Here is a 4,337-nt window from a genome sequence, read left to right on the forward strand (position 1 = left end):
CCTCATCCGCGGCGACTGGGGCGACGACGCGGCCATCGCGTGCTGCGTGTCCCCGATGCGGGTCGGCAAGCAGATGCAGTTCTTCGGTGCGCGCGTGAACCTCGCCAAGGCGTTGCTCTACGCGATCAACGGCGGCCGCGACGAGGTCACCGGGAAGCAGGTCGCGCCGGTCAGTGCGCCCGTCGAGGGCGACGTCCTCGACTACGACGACGTCATGGCGAAGTTCGACACGACGATGGACTGGCTGGCCCAGACCTACGTCGACGCGCTCAACTGCGTGCACTTCATGCACGACAAGTACGCGTACGAGCGCATCGAGATGGCGCTGCACGACCGCGAGATCCTGCGGACGCTGGCCTGCGGCATCGCCGGCCTCTCGGTCGTCGCGGACTCGCTGTCAGCGATCAAGTACGCCAAGGTGACCGCGCTGCGCACGACCGACGGGCTCGTCACCGAGTACGCGATCGACGGCGACTTCCCGACCTACGGCAACGACGACGACCGCGCCGACGACATCGCCGTGTGGATCGTCAACACGTTCATGGAGAAGATCCGCCAGTACCCGACGTACCGGAAGGCGCTGCACACGCAGTCGGTCCTGACGATCACGTCGAACGTCGTCTACGGCAAGGCCACGGGCTCGACCCCCGACGGCCGTCGCGCCGGCGAGCCGTTCGCCCCCGGCGCGAACCCGATGAACGGCCGCGACTCGCACGGCATGCTCGCCTCGGCGCTGTCCGTCGCGAAGCTGCCCTACTCGCAGTCGCAGGACGGCATCTCGCTCACGTCGTCGGTCGTGCCCTCGGGCCTCGGCCGCACGCGGGAGGAGCAGGTGACGAACCTGGTCGGTCTGCTCGACGCGTACACGCTGTCGAACGGCTACCACATGAACGTCAACGTCCTGAACCGCGAGACCCTGCTCGACGCGATGGAGCACCCGGAGAACTACCCGCAGCTCACCATCCGCGTCTCGGGCTACGCCGTGAACTTCGTGCGGCTCACCCGCGAGCAGCAGCTCGACGTCCTGTCCCGGACGTTCCACGGCGCGGTCTGACCGACGCTGCACCGCACGCACCCGTAGCAGTCCCGGCACCGACAGGAGCACGACGATGACGACCCAGACCGACCAGCGGAGCACCGGCGCCCCCGTGGTGGCGCTCGGCACGCCGCTGGTCGGCGGGTCGCACGAGCGGACCCACGGTGCCGGGACCGCCGGTCTCACCGAGGTCGAGGCCGAGCGGTCCGCCCGGCTCGCCGCGGTGCGGGCCGGCGACCTCGGGTCCGTGCACTCCTGGGAGCTCGTCACCGCGGTCGACGGCCCCGGGACGCGGCTCACGGTGTTCCTGGCCGGGTGCCCGCTGCGGTGCCTCTACTGCCACAACCCCGACACCATGGAGATGCGGCGCGGCACGGACGTCGCGGCCGACGACCTGCTGCGACGCGTGCAGCGCTACCGCGGCGTCATGAAGGCGACCGGCGGTGGCCTGACGATCTCCGGCGGCGAGCCGCTCATGCAGCCCGCGTACGTGCGGCGGCTGCTGCGCGGCGCCAAGGCGATGGAAGTGCACACCGCGATCGACACGTCGGGCTTCCTCGGCACGCAGCTCTCCGACGAGATGCTCGACGACGTCGACCTTGTGCTGCTCGACGTGAAGTCGGGCATCCCGGAGACCTACAGGAAGGTGACCGGTCAGGACCTCGCGCCGACCCTCGCGTTCGGGCGGCGGCTCGCCGAGCGCGGCACGCGCACCTGGATCCGCTTCGTCCTCGTCCCCGGCCTCACCGACGCGGTCGAGAACGTCGAGGCCGTCTCCGACTACGTCGCGTCGCTGGGGGAGTGCGTCGAGCGCGTCGAGGTGCTGCCCTTCCACCAGATGGGCCGCGACAAGTGGGACGAGCTCGGCATGCGCTACGAGCTCGGCGACACCGAGCCCCCGTCGCCCGAGCTCGTCGAGCGCGTCCGCGGCCAGTTCCGCGCGCGAGGCCTCACGACGTTCTGACCGGGGCGTCCCGCGCATGGCTCTGGCAGGCTGGCAGGACCACTCCCGAGCCGTGAGGAGCCCCCCGTGCGCAGCGCGATGTTCGGCAGCAGCCTCGAAGCCACCACCACCGACCGGTTCGCGCTGCAGAACGACAAGATGCTGCGCGTGCACCTCGACGGGGAGGTGCTCGCCCGGCAGGGCTCGATGGTCGCCTACCAGGGCGAGATGACCTTCGCCCACCAGGGCTCGGGCGGCGTGCAGAAGTTCCTCAAGAAGGCGTTCACCGGCGAGGGCGTCCCGCTCATGAAGGTCTCCGGTCGCGGCGACCTCTTCCTCGCCGACGACGCGTCCGAGGTGCACGTCGTGACGCTCGAGGGCGACTCGATCACCGTGAGCGGGCGCAACGTGCTCGCGTTCGACACGTCGCTGCAGTGGGACATCCGGCGCGTCGAGGGCGCGTCGATGATGGCCGGCGGCCTGTTCAACACCGTCTTCACCGGTGTCGGCCAGCTCGCCATCACGTCGTTCGGCCCGCCCGTCATCCTGAACGTCGACCAGCCGACCTACGCCGACGCGCAGTCCGCGATCGCGTGGTCGTCGACGCTGCAGACCGCCGCCAAGTCGTCGATGTCGGCGGGTGCGCTCGTCGGGCGCGGGTCCGGCGAGGCGCTGCAGATCGCGTTCTCCGGTCAGGGGTTCGTCATCGTGCAGGCGTCGGAGGGCCCGCGGGTCGTCCAGCAGAACGGCTGAGCCCCGGCGGTTCAGGGGTGAGCGGGCTCGTCGTCCGGCAGCGGGGCGCCCGCCAGGCGCGCGAGCAGGCGAAGGAGCTGGGCGCGCTCGTCCGGGTCGAGCGGGGCGAGGACGTCGTCCTGGGCCGCGAGGACGACGTCGTGGAGCTCGGCCAGGCGTCGGCGGCCGGCCGGTGTGAGCGCGACGGAGTTCCGCCGCCGGTCGTCCGGATCGGGCCGCCGGTCGACGACGCCCGCGGCGAGCAGGTCGGCCACGGCGCCGGCGACGTCGCTGCGGTCCAGCCCGACGAGCCGCCCCAGGTCGGCCTGGCTGAGCGCTCCGCGCTCGTCGAGCGCCGCGAGCATCGCGTAGTGGCTGCGGTGCGACCCGGACCAACGATGAGAAGCGCACCATGGACGCCGCGCACCGGCTCGACCACCTCGACCACCTCGACCTCGTCGCGCGCCTCGGCGCGGGCCTCGACGAGGGGCGCTTCGACGGGCTGCGCACGCTGCTGACCGCCGACGCGACCGTGACCACGCCCGGCGGGCACGCGGAGGGGGAGGACGCCGTCCTCGCCCAGGCGGCACGCAACCACGCTGCCGGGACCCGGTACCAGCACCGGTTCACCGACGTCGTCACCGACGTGCTGCCCGACGGCGCGACTGCGCACGTGCGCGCCAACCTCACCCTGCGCGTCGTCCCGTCCAGGGCGGACGCGCCGGTCACCGAGGCCGGCAGCGTCTACCGCCTGACGACCCGGCGCACCGCCGACGGCTGGCGGATCCGCGACCTCGTCGTCGAGCCGGTGTGGCGCACAGGTGAGGTGCCCGTGCCGGTCGCCGTCCGGTAGCGCCCGCGGGCGAAGGTGCTCCGCCCCGGCGCGTCAGAACGCCGCGATGCTGCCCGGTGCGCGCTGCGGCCGGGACAGCGTCCTGACCAGGGCGTCCTGTCCGTGGCGGCGCAGCGCGAGGTCCGAGAGCAGGCGGACGACGGGCACGAGCGTCGCGGCGTCGAAATCCGGGGTCGGCAGACCGACGCTCGAGGCCAGGTCGTCGCTGTGCACGACGATCTCCATGAACCGCGTGACGAGGAAGTCGTCGGTCGCGAGCGCGGCGCCCGTCCACGGCAGCACGACGACGTCGGGCGCGGACGCGAGCACGTCGTCGAGGCGCCCCAGGATCTCGCGGGCCTCGGCCGCGACGGCCTCGGGGCCGACGGTCGCCTCGTCCTCGGAGCGGGTCCGCACGCCCACGTTCGCCGGCCCGTCGAGGTCCTGCTGGATCCACGCCGCCTGCGCGTAGTGCTGGTCGACCGTGAGCGGCTCGGTGTCGACCGCGGCCGGCTGGCCCGTGAGCACCTCGACGACGCGCAGCGGCTGGACGACGAGGTGCCGCGCGAGCGCGCCGACGCTCATGCCCGCGCACGACGACTCGTCGTGCCAGGCGGCGGCGACCTCGGGCCGTGCGACGAGGTCGACGAGCAGACGGGTCGCGGGGACGAGGGCGGTCCGGTCGAGGTCGCCGGCGAAGGTCAGGGGCGGGAGCGTGATCGACACCCGGCCACCCTCGCGCACCGCGGTGACCTGGCGCAACGCGCGCCTCGGGCCGGGGACGGGGGAGGCGC

The 4,337-nt window shown here is 72.7% G+C and carries 5 protein-coding genes and 1 pseudogene; 4 read left to right on the forward strand and 2 right to left on the reverse strand.

The window, feature by feature from the left end:
- The 3 genes from CTKZ_RS20405 to CTKZ_RS20415 all read left to right on the forward strand — a co-directional run.
- Nucleotides 1-1,054, forward strand: a 1,054-nt coding sequence (locus CTKZ_RS20405; RefSeq protein WP_124344617.1) for a pyruvate formate lyase family protein, incomplete at its 5' end; no start/stop codon positions are given.
- Between the two features lie 55 nt (nt 1,055-1,109).
- A complete protein-coding gene (gene pflA, locus CTKZ_RS20410; protein WP_124344618.1) occupies nt 1,110-2,000 on the forward strand; it encodes a pyruvate formate-lyase-activating protein in 891 nt (296 codons plus the stop codon).
- A gap of 66 nt (nt 2,001-2,066) precedes the next feature.
- Complete coding sequence (locus CTKZ_RS20415; RefSeq protein ID WP_200829860.1) at nt 2,067-2,732, forward strand: AIM24 family protein; 666 nt, start codon at nt 2,067-2,069, stop codon at nt 2,730-2,732.
- Between the two features lie 11 nt (nt 2,733-2,743).
- Here CTKZ_RS20415 and CTKZ_RS20420 read toward each other — a convergent pair.
- A pseudogene (locus CTKZ_RS20420) lies at nt 2,744-3,079 on the reverse strand (MarR family winged helix-turn-helix transcriptional regulator); the annotation flags it as partial.
- Between the two features lie 44 nt (nt 3,080-3,123).
- Between CTKZ_RS20420 and CTKZ_RS20425 the strand changes: the two are divergent.
- Nucleotides 3,124-3,564 carry a nuclear transport factor 2 family protein gene (locus CTKZ_RS20425; RefSeq protein WP_124344620.1) on the forward strand — a complete coding sequence of 147 codons (441 nt, stop codon included), beginning with the start codon at nt 3,124-3,126 and terminating at the stop codon, nt 3,562-3,564.
- 33 nt (nt 3,565-3,597) lie between these two features.
- Here CTKZ_RS20425 and CTKZ_RS20430 read toward each other — a convergent pair.
- On the reverse strand, nt 3,598-4,337 hold a 740-nt coding region (locus tag CTKZ_RS20430), incomplete at its 5' end, for a maleylpyruvate isomerase N-terminal domain-containing protein (RefSeq protein WP_307720326.1).

This window comes from Cellulomonas algicola, from assembly GCF_003851725.1.
In the GTDB taxonomy this organism is placed as follows: domain Bacteria; phylum Actinomycetota; class Actinomycetes; order Actinomycetales; family Cellulomonadaceae; genus Cellulomonas; species Cellulomonas algicola.